This is a genomic window from Nesterenkonia lacusekhoensis (assembly GCF_017876395.1).
Lineage (GTDB): Bacteria > Actinomycetota > Actinomycetes > Actinomycetales > Micrococcaceae > Nesterenkonia > Nesterenkonia lacusekhoensis.
In genome coordinates this window covers 1,781,199-1,800,957 of the sequence record NZ_JAGINX010000001.1, presented here as the reverse complement: position 1 = coordinate 1,800,957, position 19,759 = coordinate 1,781,199, and the positions used below count along the sequence as shown (strand labels likewise).

Below are 19,759 nucleotides of genomic sequence, written 5' to 3'. Positions count from 1 at the left end.
TCTCGATTACAGCATGTTCTGTTCCCGTTCGATGATCTGTGACGGAAAAGAGGCTATTTTTCAACCTCCCCTGTGAAGCCTGTCCACAGGCGGCGCAGGGGTATTCGCTTTATGCGTAGACTCCCTGACAGTACGCGACCAGAGTGAGGGACTGTCACGGCAGTGGTGCCTCGATGAGTGAACGGATGACGACGCAGATGGGTATGGATCTCAGGCTCCGCGGTGTGGTGGGTGCGATGGCCGCTGGCGTGTTGATAGGTGGATTGGCCGGCTGCGGCGATGACACCGAGGCTGACGCAGCTGAACAGACCGGCGCGGCTGAAGGGGCCGGAACGGCAGAAGGCGCTGAGGCGCCTTCCGGAGAGAACAGCGACGGCGCTGATGGTGGCGCTGGCCAGGCCGAGGAGGCTGACGAGCCCGAGCCGGTCCCGGCGTCGTCTGACGGCCCGGCGGAGAACTGGCCGGAGCCGGAGGTGCCCGAGGAGGCCTCAGAGCGCACCGAAGAAGGTGTGGAGGCTGCGCTGCAGCATTGGTTCGAAACCCGCCAGTATGCTCGAAACACTGGTGATACTGCGCCTCTCGAGGCTGCTTCGACCGAGAATTGTGCGTTCTGCCTGGATCAGGTGGAGCAAGTAGAGAGTGCTTTCGAGCAGGGCTGGTACGTTCAGGATCTCGATGAGGTAACTCAGACCACCATCAGTTTTGACGGAGAGTACGGCGCGCAGGTCGCATTTCTTATCACTCAGGCAAGCTACGAGGCGTACATGGATGGTGAATTGCTCGGTGAAAGTGAAGCCCAGGAGGAGATGGGCTGGAGTGCGGCACTCACACACACTGACAACCGCTGGGTGGTTGCTGATCTTGTGTTCGTCGGTGGAAATACTGAAAATGAGGAGGCCGACGGATGACTTTCCGAGGTTCGTCAGCGCTCCTCGCTGTTGGCGCGATCGTCATGGGGACCGGCATCTTGCCGCTTCATGCCGCAACAGCCGAAGAGGACATGCTCGCCGATATGGACGAGCGCTCTGTGTCCGTCGAGATTGAGCGAGACGTCCACATGGGGGACGCGCCCGGGGAGCCGCCGTCTGGCAATCCAGGTCAGGGCTCTGGCGAGGCCGGAGCAGGCTCGGGCGGAGGCACCGGTGGTGGATCTGGTGCCGAAGGCGGGACCGGCGGCGGTTCCGGTGGAAGTGCTGGTGGCGGCAGTGATCAGGAGGCCGGCTCCGGCGGAAACGCTGGAGGGGTCGGCGGCATCGCGGAGCAGATCTACGCGCAACCGCCAAGCCTCCACAACTGTCATGATGACGGCGAGGTCACCAGCAGCGACTGTCTCGAGGTGATCAGGACGACCTGCGGCGCGGTGGAGATCGCCATGGCCGGTGCCTGCGAGCAGGTCGTCGAACAGGAAGCACCGAGCGCGCCAGACCAGCCAGCCGCGGAACCCCAGCCGGACGAGCCTGTCGAAGAGGACGAGCCGGAGCCGCTGCCGGTGATCACGGAGGCTGATTTCGCGGAACTCCCCATCGATGCGGCGTCAGTCGGCTTTGAGCCGGAGCTTCAGGGCTTCGGGTTCCTGGACAGCCACACCAATGTCTTCGCCGAGTCTGAGACCCAGGTTCTGACCGAGGAGATGCTCGGCTATCAGGTCGACATCCGGGCGATCCCGATCGAGTATCACTTCGACTACGGGGACGGCGGCACCACCAGCTCCTTCGATCCAGGCGCCGCCCTGCCGGACTACGATTCCGCCGGCTACGCGGTCGATAAGACCGACACCCAGACAGCTACGAGCCACGTTGGCATGACCCCCTAATTTCGGTCCACGAGTTATGAGAGTCGCACTAGCGCCCGACGCTCCGGGCAGGAAAACTGGTGTGACCATGACAAGCAAGAGAAGACGCCATACCCCGGAACAGATCATCCGGAAGCTCCAAGACGCTGAGAAGCTCCAGGCAGAAGGCCACGACGTCGCCGCCACCGCCCGCGAACTGGGAGTCACCGAGGCCACCTACTACCGGTGGAAGAACCAATACGGCGGGCTCAAAGCCGAAGACGCCAAACGGCTGAAGGAACTTCAGAAGCAAAACGACCGGCTCAAGAAGCTCCTGGCCGAGGCGGAGCTGGAGAAGGCCGCGCTGAAGGAGCTGGCGGAGGGAAACTTCTAAGCCCGGACCGGCGCCGAGCAGCTGCGCGACACCTGATGGCCACCATGGGCATCAGTGAACGCAGAGCCACCGCGCTGGCCGGGCTTGCCCGATCCGCCTTCCGCCGGGCACTGAAGTCTGAGAACGCTGGTGATCCTGATGCTGGGCTGCGGGCCTGGCTACGGGCTTATGCAAAGGACCACCCGCGCTGGGGCTACCGGCGGGCCTATCATGATGCCCGAGCCGAGGGCTGGGCGGTCAACCATAAGAAGGTCCAGCGGCTCTGGCGTGAAGAGGGCCTGCGGGTTCCGGTGAGACGTCGACGCAAACGCGTGGGGTCCTCCACCGCGGAAGCCCCGCAGGCGGACGCGCCGAATGTGGTGTGGGCGGTGGACTTCCAATTCGACGCCGATGAGACGGGCCGGGCGATCAAGATCGCCTCGATCGTCGATGAGCACACTCGCGAATGCCTGGGCGGGATCGTGGCCCGCAGCATCACCGGTGATGACCTCACCGCCCACCTCGACGCTATCGCCGCTGACCGGGGGCTTCCAGAGGTCCTACGGTGTGACAACGGCCCGGAGCTGATCTGCCACGCGATGGCCGACTGGGCCGGGGAGGTCACGGGGATCCACTACATCCCGCCGGGTGCGCCGTGGCGCAATGGGTACGTGGAGTCCTTCAACAGCAGGATCCGGGATGAGTGCCTGAACATCACCAGCTTCTGGTCTTTGACCCATGCTCGGGTGATCATCACGGATTGGAAGAAGGAATACAACACCATCCGGCGCCACTCAGCGCTCGGGTACCGCAGCCCGGCTGAGTATGCTGAAATCTGTACCCATTGAAGAAACCGCGGCCCGCATAACGCGTGGACCTACTTCCGGGGGCAACCCAACGTCTACACCGCCACGGGCACCTACGGAGTCACCATCGCCACCGACTACATCGGTGAATACCGCGTGGACGGAGGCGAGTGGATCGCCATCCCGGGCCAGGCGACCATCGCATCCAGCCCAGGCAACGCCGACATCTGGAGGATGTCGTCCCGAAGCGTCGGCGGCGAATGTGAATCCCAGGACGCCTGGGGCTGCAACGGTCCCGTCGAACTCGAGCCCGGCGACGAGCCTCCCGCCATCTTTGAGGATCAGTACGACGAGAGCGGCAACTGGACCGGCTGAGCCGCCAGCATTGTCCGCCAGCGCTGCCCACCTGCGTTGTGTGGGCACTTCCAGGTGCTCTGAGCGTGCGGACAGGGCGCATTCCATACGAAAGTGCCCACACACCGTGCCTCAGCCGGTCGGCCCTCAGGCGCCGTCCTCTGTGGTCTCCGGACCATCGGAATCCTCCGCACCGTCGGAATCCTCCGCACCATCGGTATCACCTTCGGCGTCGTCGCCCGCAGCGTCCTCCGACTCCTCCGGCGCGTCTTCATGCAGCGGCAGCTCCGCCATGACCTCGCCCAAAGGGCGCTCCTCGCCGCGGATCTCCTCCGCAGTGATCTGCACATGGGAATAGCTGGAGATGTTCCGCAGGGAGATGATCTCCTCCTCGAGTTCGGAGGAGGTGAAGTTGCCCAGCGAGCTCGGGGCCCGTTGGTCGGCCGAGAGCAGCCAGACCTGGTAGGTGTGACCGTCCAGGGTGGCGACGTCCTCGAAGTCCAGGTAGGCGACGTCCTCCTCTTCGGAGATCACGGCGTGGCCGGTGCCCCCGCCGGCGAGCTCGATGTCTTCCACCGTGCGGGCATCGTCGGCCCCGTCGGCGATGGTTTGGACGTCCTGGCCGGCGGTGAAGCGCCAGATCAGCAGGACGGCCAGGAGGATGACGACCACCAGGCCGGTGACGATCATCCACCGCTTCATGATGGGGTCGCGCTTGGTGGTCTCCTCCGTGTGGGCGGAGAACTCTTCGACCATGCTCATGCCGACTTCACGGTCGCGCAGGTCGTAGAGGATCTCGTCCAGCAGCTGTCCGGGAGGGACCACCGGGTGAGCGGAGAAGATCTCGGCCAGGGTGCGCCGTGCCGCCAGCACTCGCGTATCCCACTGCTGGGAGGTCTCTTCGTCGGCGTTCAGCGCCGTCTCGTCCAGCAGGGCGCGTTCGCGGTCATCGATGGCATCGAGTGCGTAGAGCTCGGCGAGTTCGACCAGCAGGCCCTTCTCCAGATCCGCCGAGACGTGGTTGGTGAAGTTGCGGTTGACCGCGCCTCCGCGCTCCACGTCCTTCCTGGTGACAGCGGCCCGCAGGATGGGGTCGGCGTCGGTCTCTCGGGAGTCGCGCTGCGCGTGCAGGCGGGTCATGCTGTCGCGCAGCCGTGACTTCACCGTAGGCAGCGCCGAGTCCACGGCGTCGGCGATCTGCTGGTGGGTTCCGCCGGCCAGGTAGCTCAGCGCCACCGCCTGGGTCTGGGCGTCGGAGAGGGTGGTCAGGTCGTCGAGGATCTCCTCCGGCAGGCCGGCCACGCCTCCGCCCTGCGACTCAGGCACTGCCGAGAGGCTGATGGGTTCGGCCAGGCCCTCACGGAAGCGCTCGACCATGATGCGGTGGGCCAGTGGAACCAGCCATTCCAGGACCAGCTCGTACTCACTCGGGCGGTAGGCATCCTGCTCGTCCTCCGGGGAGTTCAGGTGCTCCTCAGTCAGTGACTGGGAGGCGGCAGTCTGCAGGCGCAGGTCCCGGGCGCGCTCGTCGGCCTGCTCCCACAGGTGCTGGTAGACGGCCACTGTGGAGTAGTAGGCGCCGTCGGGATGCTCGTGCATCAGCAGGGCCAGTCCGTAGACCACATCGGAGGTGGCCTCGTAGAACGCGGCGAACGAGGATTCATCGCCGTGAGCGGTGCCGGTGAGCAGCTCGCTCAGCGTCAGCGGCTCGGTCGGCTCGTCGGCGGTCTCAGGCTCGTCGGCAGTCTCTGCCTCGTCGGAGTCTTCCTCACCGTAGTCTCCGGCCACAGCGTCGTCGGCATCGGCGCTCTCCTGAGGCTGGGCCTGCTCGTCGTGGCCGACCCGGTCCTGCAGCTCCTCGGAATCGGTCTCCGGGAACTCGTCCGGCTGGTCATCGCGGCGGCTCGGGGAAGGGGTCTCCATGCTGTGCGAGTCTAGCGATCTGAGCTGGACACCCTCTTGATCAACACCCTTATGGCGAGGAGGAAGCTCAGACGGCCCCGGCGAAGTCGTTCTGCCGCCAGGCCTCGTAGACCGCGATGGACACGGAGTTGGCCAGGTTCAGCGAGCGCCTGGAGGGCAGCATGGGGATCCGCACCTTCTGTGTGATGCGCGGGCCCGCCTTCACGGACTCGTCCAGACCCACAGACTCCCGGCCGAAGAGCATCACATCACCGGGACGATAAGTGATCTGAGTGTGGCCGATGGTTCCCTCCCCGGTGAAGGCGAAGACCCGCGGATGCTGCTCGGCGGGAATCTCGGTCTCGAGCCCGAGCGCCTGGTAGGCGGCCTCCAGGCTGGGGTGGACGGTCAGGACGGCCAGGTCGTGATAGTCCAGTCCGGCGCGGCGCAGCTTGGCATCGGCGAAGTCGAAGCCCAGCGGCTCAGCCAGGTGGAGTTCGACGCCGGTCACCGCGGCCAGGCGGATCAGGTTGCCGGTGTTGCCGGGGATCTCCGGCTGGTCGACGAGTACGCGCAGGGGTGCGGGGGAGGGTTCGTCTGCAGACACGCAGAACAGTGTAGAGGGTGGTCAGTCTGGCATGCCGAGCGCGCCGCGGCAGAGACCCGCGGGCGCGCAGTACGCGCGTCAGACGACGTCGGGGGTGGCCAGCTGGTCGCGCAGGGCGGCGAGCAGGCGGCGGTCCACCACATTGGCCCGCTCGGAGACGGCCAGCTCGGCCAGCACGCGGCGCACCGCGCGGCCCGCGGCCAGCGGCGCGGATCCCGCAGCTGGCTCCACCACAGGGCTGAGCAGGCTGCCGTCGGTGGAGAGCAGCATCATCTGGTGGCTGATGGTCAGCACCGGTTCGCGTCCGTACTCTGCGGCCAGCCGCTGGGTCAGCGTCTCCCGGAGCCGGCGCGCCTGGGCGGCGAGGTTCGGCAGAGCCATCGCCCGTCCGCCGGCACGCAGCGTGCGTCCGTCCCAGGAGGCCGCTGAGGCGGCGACCTCGTGGACTCCGAGCACGACCAGCGCATCGCCGCAGACCAGCACATGCTCGGCCCGCTCTGAGCCGCGGGGCGCCCGACGCCGGCCCTTCCGGTCGGCCGCGGCGGGCTCCAGGTGCACGTCGTTGAACAGTCGGGCCGCCGGCAGCTCCTCCAGCACGTGCTTGGTCAGCAGCTCGACGCTGCGGCGATGCCGGCGCTGCGTCTTTCCGCCGCCGAAGAGTCCCCGTGAGGCGAACTGCCCGTGGACCCGCTGGCTGGTCAGCGGCAGGGACAGGGGCTCAGGAGTGGAGAGATCAGGTTCATAGACCGGCGGCCTCAGCGCTGCCCCGGAGGGCTTGGGCGGGCCGCCTCGGCGCCCACCGGGGGAGTGGGCCGTCCCTGAGGTGGAGGCGGTCCAGGTGCGGCCTCTGGCGTAGGTTCCGCCGTTGAGGCCGAAGTCCTCTTCGGCAGTCGGGCCTGCGGGATCGACCCCGCCGCGTGCCCGATCGTAGGCCGAGCGTGACTCCTCTGAACCGAGGGCCTCCCAGGCCTGCTGGACCCGATGGAACTCTTCGGCCGAACCGCCCTGATCAGGATGGGTCTGGCGCATCCGGCGTCGGTAGGCGGCGCGGATCGTCTTCTGGTCGGCGTCGGGGTCTACGCCCAGCACGCTGTAGAAGTCCGGGGAGGAGCTGCCGGTCGGGTTGGTCATCGAAGAGTACGATACCGCTCAGCCGTCCCGGGGGTGCCGGTGGTGAGTAAAATCGGGGTCACGATGACATACTTCGATCACGCCGCGACCACTCCGGTGAAGCCGACCGCTCTGCGCGTGCTCACCGAGCAGATGCCGCAGCTGAGCAATCCCTCCTCGCTGCACGGTTCAGGCCGACGGGCTCGGCTCGCCGTGGACTCTGCCCGTGCCCAGCTGGCCGAGGCCGCGGGCGCCCACCCTTCGGAGGTCATCTTCACCTCCGGCGGCACCGAGGCGGACAACCTGGCGATCAAGGGGCTGTGGTGGCAGCGGCGTTCCGGTCAGGACGGAGACTCCCGACGCCGGCGCATCCTGCTGCCGGGCATCGAACATCACGCCGTGCTGGACACCGCCGAATGGCTGGAGGCCAAGGAGGGCGCGGAGCTGGTGATGATCCCCGTGGACGCCGAGGGTGTGGTCGAGCTGAGCAGCTTCGCCGAACAGCTTCGGCGCCTGCTCTCGGAGGAGCCGGAGAGCATCGCTCTGGTCACCGCCATGTGGGCCAACAACGAGACCGGCGCGGTGCAGCCGGTGGCGGAGATGGCCCAGCTCTGCCGCGAGCACGGCGTCCCGTTCCACACCGATGCGGTCCAGGCCTTCGGCTCTGTCGCCGGCGACGGCGGCCCGGTCAGCTTCTCCGCCTCGGGCGCCTCCACGATGGCGATCACCGGCCACAAGATCGGTGCTCCGGTGGGGATCGGCGCTCTGCTGGTCCGCCGGGATGTGGCCCTGACCCCGGTGCAGCACGGCGGAGGGCAGGAGCGCGACATCCGTTCCGGGACGTTGGATGCCGCGGGCATCTGCGCCTTCGCCGCAGTGGCCGAGGAGACGGTCAGCGGCACCGAGGCCGAGTCTGCACGCCTCGCCGAGCTGCGGAACCGCCTGGTGGAGGTCGTGGACGGCGTCGAGGGGGCGACTCTGCGTGGGCCGGATCCGAGGATCAGCCCGGCCAAGCGGCTGCCGAACAATCTGCACATCACGGTGGACGGGGCCGAAGGCGACTCCCTGCTGTTCATGCTGGATATGGCCGGCTTCGACACCGCCACCGGCTCCGCCTGCACCGCCGGGGTTCCGCGGGCCTCTCATGTGCTGCTGGCCATGGGGCTCACAGAGGAGGAGGCCCGCGGGGCTCAGCGCTTCTCCCTGGGCCACACCACCACGGAGGAGGACGTGGAGAAGCTGGCCGGTGCGCTGCCGGGGATCATCGCCCAGGCTCGCGACGCCGGCCGCAACTCCCGGCGCTAGGTCCAATGGCCCAGCGCCCCGGGCCGCGACCGAGCACGCTCAGTCGCCGTAGCGGATCTCCACGCGTCGGTTGGCGGCGTAGGTGCTGGGGTCTTCCGGATCCTCGGTCACAGCGGGTTCGCTGTCGCCGAATCCCTCGACCTCCAGCGTGAGGTCGCTGCGCTCCTGTTCGAGGACCTCGGCCACGGCCTCTGCTCGGTTCTCGGAGAGCACCTGATTGTCGAAGTCGTACTCCTCGGGCACCGGGTTGGAATCGGTGTGGCCGTGGACCTGGACGGTGGCACCCTCGGGGACATCGTCCATGAGTCCTGCGATCGTGCTGCCGGCTCCGGACGGGATCTCCCACTCCATGGCGGAGAAGAGGATGTCGGTCTCCAGGACGATCACGTCGTCTTCCTCGGAGTCTCCGCCGAGCTCGTCGATGAAGTCGGTGGCGTCATAGCGCTGGGTGAAGTCCTCGGCGTCCGGCGCGTAGATGAACTCCTCGGTGGAAGGCTGCCCTTCGGGCCTTTCGGGCGGGCCCCCGGGGAACTCCTCCTCATCGGCTGCGGCCGGGACCGTGGTGCTCAGCAGCAGGCCTCCGGTGAGGATCAGGGCTGCCAGCGGGCGGGCGGTACGGCGGGCGTGACGCTCACTCATCGTCGTCCTCGGCAGCCTCGTCCTCATCCTCGTCGCCGGAGCCGCTGTGATCAGCAGGGGAGTGGTCGCCCCACTCGATCTCGACATCGCGGAACTCCGGGGCGCCCGGCACCACAGAGACATCCACAGTGTCGATGTCATCTTCCGGGGTGGGGACATAGGCCCACATGGTCAGTGTGTCGCCGGAGTGGACGTGGACGTCGACGTCGCTGGCCCACGCGTTGTCCGACCGTGTGACCCACCCGCCTCCGGAGCGTTCCGGGATCTCCACCGGCACGTAGTACGCCTTGAGATTCTCTCTGTCGCTGACCACCGGGAGCAGGTAGCTCATGATGTTTGCGTTGTTCGGGTTGTGCATATCCTCGACGAAGTGGGCGGGCTCGCCGTCCTGCTCATACTCCGGGGTGAAGGTGACAGTGATCAGCATGCCCCCTTCGCCCACCTCGACGCCGTGCAGGGCCATCGTCATCTCGCCCTCGGTGGGGCCGGTCATGGCGTAGGAGTGGCCGAGCGGCGCCGCCTGAGCGAGGACCTGCCTCCCGCAGGAGAGTCCGGCAGCGATCTCCGCGGGGCCTCGCTGATCGAGAGCGTCTGGGAGGAGGCCTCGCTGACCGAGGGCGACCTCTCCGGGCTCACCGTGGCCGAGTCGCGGCTGAGCAGGCTGAACATCCCACATCTGCAGGCGCCCCGCTCCGGCTGGCGGGATGTGCTGCTCGAGGACAGTCGCATCGGCGTCGTGGAGCTCTATGACGCCGTGCTCTCGGGAGTGAAGCTGGCGTCTGCCAAGCTCGACCTGATCAACCTGCGTGGTGCCGAGCTGCGAGATCTCCTCATCGAAGGCTGCGCCCTTGGGGAGGTCGACCTGACCCAAGCGAGTGCTCACCGCGTGGCACTGCGCGGAACCCGGGCCGAGACTCTGGTGCTGACCGGGCTGCGCGCCCAGCATCTGGATCTGACCGGGGCTGAGATCGGCCGGATCGTCGGCCTGGAGGGTCTGCGCGGTGCGGTGGTGACCTCCCAGCAGCTGCTCGAACTCGCCCCGGCGCTCGCGGAGCACCTCGGACTGGAGGTCAGCGGCTGAGCGGGATCTCCACCTGCTCGGCGACATCTCACCTGACTTACGGCGTCTGAGATGTCGTCAACCTGGTAGAGATCTGCCGCCAGAGTCACCTGAGTCGCCCCGTCCGCCCAGCTTCCTCAGCTGTTGATCTGCTCGGTCAGAGCCTCGGCGGTGCCGAGCACGCGGGTCAGCGTGCGCAGCGTCGAAGCCTCATCGAGGCCCGCAGCTCGGGGCCCAGCAGGGCGCTCGCGGTCGGCTCCGCAGAAGGTGGTCAGCAGGAAGGACTCCAGCGACGACGCCGGCATGCCCAGGGCCTGCCAGGGCTCGATGAGCCGCGCAGCCAGGGAGCTGACCTGCGGCAGCGTCTCCCGCCCGGTCTCATGTGACCTCAGCACCCCGGCCAGCCACTGCGTACCGGACTCGGTCAGCTCGGCCACCTGTTCCCAGGCCTCGCCGCCCAGGCTGGTGACCGGCAGCCCGAAGCCTTCCACTCGGGAGGCCTCGCGACCACGGAAGTCTTCGACATGCTCACTCTGCGGAGCCTCGCCCAGGTCCAGGATGACCTCATCGGCGCCGGCGGCGCGCAGCGCCTCCACGACGACGCCGATCATCATCCGGGTCTCATCCCGGGGCAGGGAACGGATGGTCCGGTAGCCGCTGACAGTGGGCACCTCGCCGCGGCGGACCCGGCCGTAGTGGGTCTCGCAGAGCACCACGCTCAGCGTCTGAGCGGTGCAGGCCCGGCGCACATGCTCCACATGGGAGGTCAGTCCCGCGGCCATGGACTCGGCCAGGTCGCGGCGAGCCCCATGGTCCACCAGCACCTTCTCACCGGAGGGCAGGGCCAGCTGGGCGGCCAGACTGACCGGACCCAGGATCTCCAGCTTCAGCGCAGAGGAGTCCTCACCGTGGGTCTCAGCCCGCTCGCCGCGCACATCGGCCAGTGTGTCCACATCGGCGCGCAGCAGCTGCGCGGCGCGCTGGTGGTCAGCCCCCGGGCGCTGGGTCAGCCGCCACCCGTAGGAGGTCAGCTCGCCGTAGAGCTCGGAGAGCTGCGCGATGGCACGGCCCAGCAGCGTGGCATGGTGTCCTCGCTGAGGCAGCTCCGGCAGCGCAGTCAGATGAGGGGCCGGCGTCTCGGCGCTGAGCAGCTCCGCGGCACGGCGGAGATCGGTGCCGGGGAAGGTCCCGGCCGCGGCGGCACGCAGGCTCATCGGTCGGCGTCGGGGTTCTGCGCGGGGTTCTGTGCTGGGCTGTGCCCGGAGGTCTGTGCGGAGGCGGAGATCGCCTGGTGGTGGCGGATGACCTCTTCGATGATGAAGTTCAGGAACTTCTCCGCGAACTCCGGGTCCAGCTGGGCGTCCTCGGCCAGGCGCTTCAGACGAGCGATCTGGTTCTTCTCCCGGGCCGGGTCCGCCGGCGGCAGCTGGTGGGCGGCCTTGAGCACACCGACCCGCTGGGTGGCCTTGAACCGCTCAGCCAGCAGATACACCAGCGTGGCATCGATGTTGTCGATCGAGGAGCGCATGGACAGCAGCTCCTCGAACACCGCGGGCTCCACATATGAGGCGGCATCGCCGGCACGTTCTTCGCTCGAGCTCATGACTCCAGCCTACCGACTCATCGCCGCCGATTCCGCCTGCTCAGGCGGGCTGGTAGTTCTTCGAGCGGGCGGTGTCGATCGTGGCCTGACCCAGCACACGGGTGCCCTGATACATCACCGCGGTCTGGCCCGGAGCCACACCCTTCAGCGGCTCCTCCAGCTCCACCACCAGACGGGGCGAACCGGCCTCCCCTGCGTGCTGTCCGGCCGGTCCCTCCGCATCGTCCTGCTCCACGCGGGCGCGCGCCGGGACGGGGTCCGCGTGGGCGCGGATCTGGAGGTCGATGTCGAACCAGTCCCCGGTGCTCGCCTCTGCCACGGGCAGCCCCGCCCAGGAGACGCGGATGCCGGTGATCCGGTCGATGTCCAGCAGCTCCCGGGGCCCGGCCACCACCGTGTTCTCCTTGGGGCGGATCTCCAGGACGAAGCGCGGCTTGCCGTCCGGGGCCGGACGTCCCAGCTTCAGTCCGCGGCGCTGGCCGACGGTGTAGGCCTCGGACCCCTCATGCTCACCGATCTGTTCGCCGTCCTGGTCCAGGATGGGCCCGTTGGTCATCTCGATCTGCTCGGCCAGCCAGCCTCGGGTGTCGCCGTCGGGGATGAAGCAGATGTCGTGGGAGTCGGGCTTCTTCGCCACGGAGAGTCCGCGCTCCTCGGCCTCGGCACGCACCAGGTCCTTCGAGGGGGTGTCGCCCAGCGGGAAGTAGCAGTGGGCCAGCTGCTGCTCGTTGAGCACGCCCAGGACATAGGACTGGTCCTTGGTCCAGGTGGCGGCCCGGTGCAGCTCGCGGTTGCCGTCGGCGTCGGTCAGGATGGTGGCGTAGTGGCCCGTGGCCACGGCGTCGAAGCCCAGCGCGATGGCCTTGTCCAGCAGCGCCTCGAACTTGATCTTCTCGTTGCAGCGCATGCAGGGATTCGGGGTGCGTCCGGCCTGATACTCGGCGATGAAGTCATCGACCACATCGGCTTTGAAGCGTTCCGAGAAGTCCCACACGTAGAAGGGGATGCCCAGCTTCTCGCAGGCGCGCCAGGCGTCCGAGGAGTCCTCGATGGTGCAGCATCCGCGTGAGCCGGTCCGCAGGGTTCCGGGCATGCGCGAGAGCGCCAGGTGCACGCCCACCACCTCGTGGCCGGCGTCCACGGCGCGGGCTGCTGCGACGGCAGAGTCCACGCCGCCGGACATCGCTGCTAGAACCTTCATACCCTCCAGGTTCTCACAGCCGGGCTTCCGGTTTCAGAGGGCTATCGCCCGGATCACAGGGGCGCCGACGCCGTGCCACCGATGAAGACGCCGTGGCACCTCTGGACGGAACCCGCTCAGACGTCGTCCTCGTGCCCGCGGCCTTCCCAGGCCCGCGCGAGGTAAGATTCGAAGAGATGGTCGTTGAAGCCCACGTTGCCCGCGCCGAAGTCGCCCTCGTTGAGGGCGTGCCGAGCCTCGTCCGTGAGGTCCTGCCAGCCGATCAGAGGCTGCTCCCCGCCTTGGGTGCTGCTGAGCCAGACGGTGTGGTTCAGCGGCCAGGTGTGGAAGTAGGCCGCCTGGGGCCGTCCGTCGGGTGCCGTGTTGCTGCTGTCGGGCTCGACGGCCCGCGCCTCGCCGTGCTGGTAGTAGGACAGCTGGGTGATCTGCGGATCCGCGGCGTCCGGATCAACAGTGCTCAGGTCATCGCAGGGAGGTGACGAGCAGGCGGGCAGGCCGCGAACGGCCGTTGAAGGTTGAGCGGATGAAGGCGTCTCAGCGCCTGATCAGAGACGTCCGGTGGCCTTGAGGCGGATGTAGGCATCAGCCAGCTGGGGCGGCAGGTCATGGGGCGCGGCATCCACCACTTCGACCCCGAGCGATCCCAGCTGAGTCTTCATCGCCTCCCGCTCGATGAGCGAGCGTTCTGCCGCGGCGGCCCGGTAGGTGTCCTCCACAGTGCCGCGCGCCGCGGCTCGCCGGTCCAGGTCCGGGTCCCGGACGGAGGCCACGAGCACCAGGTGCTTCTCGGTCAGCGCCGGCAGCACCGGAAGCAGCCCCTCCTCCAGGGCGCCGGAATCCAGAGAGGTGAGCATCACCACCAGAGAGCGTTGGGAGGTCAGGGCCTTCACATGGGCGGGAAGGCGCGAATAGTCGGCCTCCACCAGTTCGGGCTGGATCCCTGACATGGCGTTGACCATCTGGTTCAGCAGAGCCCCGGCGGTGGAGCGCACGCGTGGACCGGTGGTGCGGTCGAAGCTGAAGAAGTCCACTCGGTCGCCGGCCCCGTCGGCGAGCACACCCAGCAGCAGGGCGGCCTCCATGCCGGTGTCCAGGCGCGGTTCGTCCTCCACCCGCGCCGCGGAGGTCCGGGAGGAGTCCAGACACAGCACCACACGCCGGTCGCGTTCGGGCCGCCAGGTCCGCACGACCAGGTCGGAGCCATGACCGGTGTGGCCGGCGGTGCCGCGTTTGCGAGCCGTGGCTCGCCAGTCGATGGAACGGATGTCGTCACCGCGCACATAGTCGCGCAGCGAGTCGAACTCGGTGCCGGCGCCGCGCAGCTGCACAGCGGTCTGTCCGTCCAGCTCACGCAGCCGCTGCAGCTTGGAGGGCAGATGCTTCCGGGACCGGAACGGCGGCAGCACACGCAGAGTGTGGGCCACCTCGTGGGTGACCTGACGCCCGGCCATCCCCAGCGGCCCCACCGAACGGATCGCCACGTGCCGGCTGCTCAGCTCGCCGCGACGCTGCGGCATCAGAGCAGTGCGGATCCGCTGCTCCGAGCCGCCGGGGATGTCTGCGGCATGGATGGGTTCCGCCGCACCGGCTGTGGGCTGCCATCCGTCTTTGACCGACCCGCGCAGCCGCCGGGACCCCGTGTTGTGCAGAACGGTCTCCGCTGCGGCCGCGTGCTCCAGCCGGACCGCTTCGGTGGGGATGCGTTCCACCCGCACCGCTCGTGGGGAACCCGCGAGCAGGAGGTCGGTCAGCGCCAGCAGCGCCAGTCCCAGCAGGCACAGCCAGATCGTGGCGGCGCGCGGAACCAGCACGACGACGGCGCTCAGCGCCAGCGCCGTGTACAGCAGTCTGCGGGTCAGGACCATGGGGCGTGATCAGCGGGGCACGGGGACGGTGGTCAGGATGCCCCGGAGCAGGTCGTCCACGCTGACTCCGTCCATCGAAGCCTCCGGGGAGAGGGAGACGCGGTGGCGCAGTGCGGGCAGGGCGAGGGCTTTGACGTCGTCGGGGGTCACGAAGTCTCGTCCTGAGAGCCAGGCCCAGGCTTTGGAGGCATTCATCAGAGCGGTGGCGCCTCGCGGGGAGACGCCCAGCTGGAAGCTCGGAGCCTGGCGGGTGGCTCGGGCGATGTCCACGATGTAGGCGATGACCTCCGGCGCCACTGTGGTCTGCCAGACCGCCTGACGGGCGGCCAGGACGTGCTCGGCACCGGCGATGGGTCGGATGCCGGCGTCGGCCAGGGACGACGGGTTGAACCCGGCGGCATGGCGACGGATGACCTCGATCTCCTCGCCGCGCTCGGGCAGGGCCAGGTTGACCTTGAGCAGGAAGCGGTCCAGCTGCGCCTCGGGCAGCGGGTAGGTGCCCTCATATTCGGTGGGGTTCTGCGTAGCGGCCACCAGAAAGGGCTCCGGGAGCTGGCGGCCGACGCCGTCCACGCTGACCTGCCGCTCCTCCATGGCTTCCAACAGTGAGGCCTGGGTCTTGGGTGGGGTGCGGTTGATCTCGTCGGCCAGCATCAGATGGGTGAACAGCGGACCTTCGCGGAAGGAGAAGTCTCCGGTGGAGGAGTCATAGACCAGCGAGCCGGTCACGTCGCCTGGCATCAGGTCCGGGGTGAACTGGACTCGTTTGGCGTCCAGGCTCAGTGCCGCGGAGATGCTGCGCACCAGCAGCGTCTTGGCCACCCCGGGGACGCCTTCGAGCAGCACATGGCCGCGGGTCAGAAGGCCGATCAGAACACCGGTGACGGCGCCGTCCTGTCCGACCACCGCCTTCGAGACCTCCTGGCGGACACGGTGGAAGGTGTCGCGCAGCGCGGCGTGGTCCACCGGTGCAGCATGGTCCGCCGGTGCGGCGTAGTCCACGGATGCGGTGCGGGCGGGAGGCGCTCCCGCTGTGCTCTGCTGCGGGACCGGCTGAGGGGATTCGGCGGTCATTCAGTTCCTTTCCCTGGGCGCATGGCCGAGCCGCTTCAGGAGGTCGTCCTCGAAGTCGGCGAGCTGCTGCCCGAATCGTACAAGGTCGGTGTTCCTGCGGATATGGGTGATGTCGAAGAGCTGCCGGGTCTCGTGGACGGAGCGCCCGGTGTGTCGGGCGGCGGCCTCTGTGATGACCGCCTCCGCGGGGGACGGACCCAGCCGCAGCGTCCTCGCCAGGCGCAGCAGAGCCGCGGCACGCAGCGCACGGGCCGAGGCGTGGACCGCATCGGCGTTCTGGTACATCCGGGCGCGTCCCTCAGCCGCCTCGGAGGCCGGAACCTCCACCGGCAGAGGCTCGACGATGACTGGACCGTGCCGCCGTCCCTGGACCAGCATCAGCAGAAGGCCGCAGATCAGCAGCCAGACAGTCAGCGGGATGGCCCAGTCAGGCAGCAGCTCCGTGGGGGAGGCCCACTGTCCGTCACCGGCGGCGTCGGCACCGGACGGGGTGTACCAGACCAGATCCTCGCGCTGACCCAGCATCTGCAGTGCCAGAGCGGCATGGCCCTGCGTCACGATCTCCCGGTTGGTGAAGGCATCAGGGGCTCCGAAGAGGATCCCCTGCTCGGTCTCGACCAGGGCCGATCCGGCATCTGGATGCTGCGGGCTCAGCGGGAAGCAGCTGCCGCCCCGGCTCAGATCGGTGCGGAAGACCTCCCCGGTGGTCTCCAGGGACTCGGCGCTCTGCGCGGCCTCGATCGCGCAGTCCTCTCCGGCCTCCAACAGCATGGTCTGGCTGCTGGTCGCCTGCGGGTCCTCGCTGATGGGCAGCACCTGAGCCTGCTCGTCGCCCAGCTGAGCCAGCAGCATGGCGTCCGGGCTGATCCAGATCACCGGATGCCCCTGGGCATGCTCGGTCAGCTCTTCGACTGTGTCATCGCTGGGCTGGTGCAGCGAGGAGTGCAGCACGACGACGGCGGCCTCCGGAGTCTCCTCCAGCTGTGCGGCAGCCTCTGCGCCCGAATAGGTGCGATGCAGTTCGACCCCCTGATCCTCCAGAGTGCGGGCCAGCGCGGCGTAGCCGTCCAGAGCTGTGTTCTCGAGGCCGTAGCGTTCGGTGTCCTCAGTGCTGATCAGTTGGACCGCGAGGGTGACGATCGCTCCGAAGACCAGCAGGAGCAGCCAGAACTGCCACCGCTTCAGCGTTTGAACCAGAGCATCGAGAGTGCCGCGGACGGTGCTCGTCTGAGCGGGCTGGTCGGCTGCGCTCATTCGGGCACCACCAGCCGGGCCGCACGGTGGGCTGCGCCGTGGCTGAGGCTGGGCTCGGTCCGGCGCAGCGTCTCCTCCAGCTGGCGCAGCTGCTCCATGTCCTGGGCGGACAGAGGCCGGCCGCCGTAGTGGGAGAGATTGAAGAGCTCACCGCAGCGATGCAACGCCTCAGCCTGTTCGGGGAAGAGACCGCCGACGGCGCGGGCCGCCTCGGAGGCGGTGCGCCCGGCCTGCTCGGAGAGCAGGTCCCGTTCCTCGGCTGAACGGACCACGGCGCGGAAGAGATCCCGGAAGGCGTCGTCGAACCTCTCGGCTCCGAGGTGTGCTCCGGCACGGCCCCGCAGATCCTCAGCACTCAGACCGGTCTCCGCGTTGAGCAGCTCGTCCGCGACGCCTCCGGCGCGCTGCAGGCGAGGCCTCACCAACAGGATGCAGAGCACGATGGCCGCCGCCAGCAGCGCCACGAGCACCAGCGGCCCGTAGGGGATCTGGACGCCTCCGATGCTCAGCGCACGGTCACCGAGCCAGGCCAGGACGGCGTCGATCGCATCCCGCAGCGGACCCGTGAAGGCCCGCTGGTATTCGGGGTCGGCGAGCTCTTCGCGCAGGAGCTCCTGAGCCTCATCGCGGGAGGGTTCCAGAGGAGGCGAGCCCATCGATCACCTCGGGCGGCCGAAGTCGTCATGTCCGCCGTCGTCATCGCCGCCGTCGGGCCGACCGTAGGGATTCTGCCCATAGGGGCTCTGTCCGTATGGGTTCTGGCCGTACGGATTCTGGCCGTAGGGCGGCTGAGCCTGCGGCGGCTGGCTGTACGGGTTCTGTCCGTAGGGATTCTGCCCAGAGGGTGGCTGAGCAGGGCCCGGCTGATACGGAGCCTGGCCCGGGTCCGGCTGGTAGGACCCCGGCTGGTAGGACCCCTGCTGGTATGGGCTCGGGGCATACGGCCCCGACTGACCTGCGGCAGGCTGGAGGCGGCCCAGGTGCTCCACTGAGGCTGGGATGATCCTGCCGTCGTCGGGCGAGTGCGGAGCCGCGCCGAGCAGGGCCACGTCAGCGGCCTCCTGACGGAATCGGCAGTTCAGGTACATCGTGGCGACGATGCCGCCCCACAGGGCCATCATCAGGGCCGTCATCACAGAGTCGAGGAGGCTTGAGATCGCGAAGACCACAAGACTGGTGGTGCCTCCTGAGGCGGGATCCTCGGCACCGAAGGCGAAGGCGCCGCCGAGGCCCATCAGCAGCATCGAAGGCACGGAGATGATCATGGCCAGGGCGATGAGCATCAGGCCCAGCAGCAGGACAGTGCCCATGTTCGGCCACCACATGCCCCTGTTCAGGCTGAAGGAGCGGCCGATGGCGGCGACGGGGCCTTTGTCCTCGACCATGATGGTCACCGGGGCGTAGAGCAGCGCGGTGGTCACCCACAGCATGGCGAACAGGAGCACCGGCAGGGCCAGAAGTCCCACGATCACCCCGAGGGCAGGGGTGTCGGCGGCCACGAACCCGAAGAAGAGCGCCAAGGCCATGACCACGAGGAACAGAGCGATGAGGCCGAGCACGGAGACCACCACGTAGTGGACCAGCAGCGGCAGGAACCGGCGGGCCCGCAGGCTCAGCGCCTGACCGAATCCGGTGCGGAAGCCGTAGGCGGCGCGCAGCGTGGGCAGTGCCACCGCGGCCCCTGCGATCAGGATCAGCGCCTGGCTCAGCACAGCAGTCACCAGGGAGAGGATGACGAACTCACCGGCTGCGACGGTGTCCATCATCAGCTCCGGATCCTCCATGGCCATCGGATCCAGGAACATCCGGGTCATACCGTCGCTGCCGGGGACGAGGAAGAGCAGGAGGCTGAGGAGGTAGCTCAGCAGCGCGGCGGCCAGCGGGATGCCCAGCATGGTCTTGGGGGAGTGACGCAGCATGCGGAAGCCGGCCCCGAAGACGTCATTGAGCTGCATCCGCCGGATCGGATAGACCGAACCGGGGGATGCCGCAGTGGTCCCCGGCCGCCCGCCGGGGTAGAGAGGCTGACCCGCTGCTGTCATAGGGCCTCCAATGCTGTTGCCGTGCGCCCGTACCCGTGCAACTCTACAACTCTCATATATTCTGTGGAGGGCCCGCACCCGTGGAGGAACAGGAGAGTTGATGAAAGCCCAGATTCTGGTCGTCGACGACGATGAGGCCCTCTCCGAGATGATCGGCATCGTCCTGCGCAACGATGGTTTCGAACCGACGTTCTGCGCGACCGGTGACGCCGCTCTGGAAGCTTTCCGCTCGGCCAAGCCGGATGTGGTCCTGCTCGACCTCATGCTGCCGGGCAAGGACGGGATCGAAGTCTGCCGGGAGATCCGCGATGAGGCTGACACTCCCATCATCATGCTGACCGCCAAGTCGGACACCGCCGATGTGGTCCGGGGTCTGGAGGCCGGCGCCGACGACTATGTGCCCAAGCCCTTCAAGCCGGCTGAGCTGGTGGCCCGTGTGCGCGCCCGCCTGCGTCCCTCCGAGGGTGCGGCGGGCCGCCCGGAGAACGAGAAGCTGCAGATCGGTGATCTGACCATCGACGTCTCCGGACACGAGGTCCGTCGCGGGGAGACCAAGATCCCTCTGACCCCCTTGGAGTTCGACCTGCTGACCGCACTGGCCAAGAAGCCCTGGCAGGTCTGGAACCGCGAGATGCTCCTCGAAGAGGTGTGGGGATACCGGCATCAGGCCGACACCCGACTGGTGAACGTCCATGTCCAGCGCCTGCGCTCCAAGGTGGAGAAGGATCCGGAGAACCCGGAGATCGTCCAGACGGTCCGCGGCGTCGGCTATAAGGCCGGAGGGCAGGGCTAG

21 protein-coding genes are annotated in these 19,759 nt (G+C 68.0%); 7 read left to right on the top strand and 14 right to left on the bottom strand.

Annotated features, from left to right (window positions below):
- Window positions 1-173 precede the first annotated feature (173 nt).
- The 4 genes from JOF45_RS08500 to JOF45_RS08485 all read left to right on the top strand — a co-directional run bounded on the left by JOF45_RS08500 (window position 174) and on the right by JOF45_RS08485 (window position 3,325).
- A complete protein-coding gene (locus JOF45_RS08500) occupies window positions 174-908 on the top strand; it encodes a DUF6318 family protein (RefSeq protein ID WP_210049073.1) in 735 nt (244 codons plus the stop codon).
- On the top strand, window positions 905-1,813 hold the full coding sequence (locus tag JOF45_RS08495; protein ID WP_210049072.1) for a hypothetical protein: 909 nt from the start codon (window positions 905-907) through the stop codon (window positions 1,811-1,813). Before JOF45_RS08500 ends, JOF45_RS08495 begins: the two co-directional genes overlap by 4 nt.
- 67 nt (window positions 1,814-1,880) lie before the next feature.
- A protein-coding gene (locus JOF45_RS08490; RefSeq protein WP_210051256.1) for an IS3 family transposase occupies window positions 1,881-2,992 on the top strand; the annotation gives its coding sequence in 2 pieces (ribosomal slippage) (window positions 1,881-2,151 and window positions 2,151-2,992; 1,113 coding nt in all).
- 114 nt (window positions 2,993-3,106) lie between these two features.
- The gene (locus JOF45_RS08485; RefSeq protein WP_210049071.1) at window positions 3,107-3,325 is read left to right on the top strand and encodes a hypothetical protein; all 219 of its coding nucleotides are present in this window, start codon (window positions 3,107-3,109) and stop codon (window positions 3,323-3,325) included.
- A 126-nt stretch (window positions 3,326-3,451) separates the two neighbouring features.
- Here JOF45_RS08485 and JOF45_RS08480 read toward each other — a convergent pair whose 3' ends face one another.
- The 3 genes from JOF45_RS08480 to JOF45_RS08470 all read right to left on the bottom strand — a co-directional run bounded on the left by JOF45_RS08480 (window position 3,452) and on the right by JOF45_RS08470 (window position 6,944).
- The gene (locus tag JOF45_RS08480) at window positions 3,452-5,227 is read right to left on the bottom strand and encodes an anti-sigma factor domain-containing protein (RefSeq protein ID WP_210049070.1); all 1,776 of its coding nucleotides are present in this window, start codon (window positions 5,225-5,227) and stop codon (window positions 3,452-3,454) included.
- 67 nt (window positions 5,228-5,294) lie between these two features.
- Window positions 5,295-5,813: a tRNA (cytidine(34)-2'-O)-methyltransferase gene (locus JOF45_RS08475; protein ID WP_342591445.1), complete on the bottom strand. Its 519-nt coding sequence runs from the start codon at window positions 5,811-5,813 to the stop codon at window positions 5,295-5,297.
- 78 nt (window positions 5,814-5,891) lie between these two features.
- The gene (locus tag JOF45_RS08470; protein WP_210049069.1) at window positions 5,892-6,944 is read right to left on the bottom strand and encodes a J domain-containing protein; all 1,053 of its coding nucleotides are present in this window, start codon (window positions 6,942-6,944) and stop codon (window positions 5,892-5,894) included.
- 63 nt (window positions 6,945-7,007) lie between these two features.
- Here JOF45_RS08470 and JOF45_RS08465 point away from each other — a divergent pair, with 63 nt between their 5' ends.
- Window positions 7,008-8,228 carry a cysteine desulfurase family protein gene (locus JOF45_RS08465; RefSeq protein WP_210049068.1) on the top strand — a complete coding sequence of 407 codons (1,221 nt, stop codon included), beginning with the start codon at window positions 7,008-7,010 and terminating at the stop codon, window positions 8,226-8,228.
- A 39-nt stretch (window positions 8,229-8,267) separates the two neighbouring features.
- Here the strand turns inward: JOF45_RS08465 and JOF45_RS08460 are convergent, their stop codons facing one another.
- Together JOF45_RS08460 and JOF45_RS08455 are read right to left on the bottom strand one after the other, a co-directional pair.
- Window positions 8,268-8,867, bottom strand: coding sequence for an OmpA family protein (locus JOF45_RS08460; protein WP_210049066.1), 600 nt, complete (start codon window positions 8,865-8,867; stop codon window positions 8,268-8,270).
- Window positions 8,860-9,360 carry a hypothetical protein gene (locus JOF45_RS08455; RefSeq protein ID WP_210049065.1) on the bottom strand — a complete coding sequence of 167 codons (501 nt, stop codon included), beginning with the start codon at window positions 9,358-9,360 and terminating at the stop codon, window positions 8,860-8,862. The genes JOF45_RS08460 and JOF45_RS08455 overlap by 8 nt, the downstream gene beginning before the upstream one ends.
- 9 nt (window positions 9,361-9,369) lie before the next feature.
- On the opposite strand from JOF45_RS08455, the gene JOF45_RS08450 reads away from it, so the two are divergent.
- Window positions 9,370-9,948: a pentapeptide repeat-containing protein gene (locus tag JOF45_RS08450; protein ID WP_210049063.1), complete on the top strand. Its 579-nt coding sequence runs from the start codon at window positions 9,370-9,372 to the stop codon at window positions 9,946-9,948.
- Window positions 9,949-10,064: 116 nt separating this feature from the next.
- Here JOF45_RS08450 and JOF45_RS08445 read toward each other — a convergent pair whose 3' ends face one another.
- From JOF45_RS08445 to JOF45_RS08405, 9 genes are all read right to left on the bottom strand, one after another.
- Complete coding sequence (locus JOF45_RS08445) at window positions 10,065-11,141, bottom strand: uroporphyrinogen decarboxylase/cobalamine-independent methonine synthase family protein (protein ID WP_210049061.1); 1,077 nt, start codon at window positions 11,139-11,141, stop codon at window positions 10,065-10,067.
- On the bottom strand, window positions 11,138-11,530 hold the full coding sequence (locus JOF45_RS08440; RefSeq protein ID WP_210049060.1) for a chorismate mutase: 393 nt from the start codon (window positions 11,528-11,530) through the stop codon (window positions 11,138-11,140). Before JOF45_RS08440 ends, JOF45_RS08445 begins: the two co-directional genes overlap by 4 nt.
- 40 nt (window positions 11,531-11,570) lie before the next feature.
- Window positions 11,571-12,731 carry a tRNA 2-thiouridine(34) synthase MnmA gene (gene mnmA, locus JOF45_RS08435; protein WP_210049058.1) on the bottom strand — a complete coding sequence of 387 codons (1,161 nt, stop codon included), beginning with the start codon at window positions 12,729-12,731 and terminating at the stop codon, window positions 11,571-11,573.
- A 116-nt stretch (window positions 12,732-12,847) separates the two neighbouring features.
- The gene (locus JOF45_RS13770) at window positions 12,848-13,147 is read right to left on the bottom strand and encodes an NPP1 family protein (RefSeq protein ID WP_378578508.1); all 300 of its coding nucleotides are present in this window, start codon (window positions 13,145-13,147) and stop codon (window positions 12,848-12,850) included.
- 129 nt (window positions 13,148-13,276) lie between these two features.
- Window positions 13,277-14,596 (bottom strand): DUF58 domain-containing protein, encoded by a 1,320-nt coding sequence (locus tag JOF45_RS08425; RefSeq protein ID WP_210049057.1) that lies wholly within the window; start codon window positions 14,594-14,596, stop codon window positions 13,277-13,279.
- A gap of 9 nt (window positions 14,597-14,605) precedes the next feature.
- Window positions 14,606-15,670, bottom strand: a complete 1,065-nt coding sequence (locus tag JOF45_RS08420) for an AAA family ATPase (RefSeq protein WP_210049055.1) — start codon at window positions 15,668-15,670, stop codon at window positions 14,606-14,608.
- A complete protein-coding gene (locus JOF45_RS08415; RefSeq protein WP_210049054.1) occupies window positions 15,671-16,924 on the bottom strand; it encodes a DUF4350 domain-containing protein in 1,254 nt (417 codons plus the stop codon).
- Window positions 16,921-17,580, bottom strand: a complete 660-nt coding sequence (locus JOF45_RS08410; protein WP_210049053.1) for a DUF4129 domain-containing protein — start codon at window positions 17,578-17,580, stop codon at window positions 16,921-16,923. The genes JOF45_RS08415 and JOF45_RS08410 overlap by 4 nt, the downstream gene beginning before the upstream one ends.
- 3 nt (window positions 17,581-17,583) lie before the next feature.
- Window positions 17,584-18,966 (bottom strand): DUF7847 domain-containing protein, encoded by a 1,383-nt coding sequence (locus tag JOF45_RS08405; protein WP_210049052.1) that lies wholly within the window; start codon window positions 18,964-18,966, stop codon window positions 17,584-17,586.
- 100 nt (window positions 18,967-19,066) lie between these two features.
- Between JOF45_RS08405 and mtrA the strand changes: the two genes are divergently transcribed.
- Window positions 19,067-19,759, top strand: a complete 693-nt coding sequence (gene mtrA / locus JOF45_RS08400; RefSeq protein ID WP_210049051.1) for an MtrAB system response regulator MtrA — start codon at window positions 19,067-19,069, stop codon at window positions 19,757-19,759.